The 250-nt window shown below is 57.2% G+C and carries 1 protein-coding gene; it reads left to right on the forward strand.

All coding sequences use genetic code 11. The annotated features are described in order from the left end of the window. On the forward strand, positions 1 to 250 hold a 250-nt coding region (locus SB754_RS21940; protein ID WP_410784416.1), incomplete at both ends, for a hypothetical protein.

Raw genomic sequence — 250 nt, forward strand, 5'->3', positions numbered from 1 at the left:
GGCGGTGGGGGCGACTTGCAAACGCAACCGGGACGCGGTGAAGGCGTCGATTGAATACTTCACCATCACGGCTGGGCAAGTGATTCTAGCCGAAGACGCTATTTCCGATCTGCCGATCGATTACGTCTGTGAGCTGCGAGGTGGCGTCGATCCGTACACCATTCACAACCAGGCGATGCCGAAAGCCGGGAAAATCGCCCGGAAGTGGACGGATCGGCAAGCACTTATCGAGTATGCCTGCGAGATTATC

Origin of the sequence: Leifsonia sp. SIMBA_070, from assembly GCF_046534635.1 — a bacterium.
Lineage (GTDB): Bacteria > Actinomycetota > Actinomycetes > Actinomycetales > Microbacteriaceae > Leifsonia.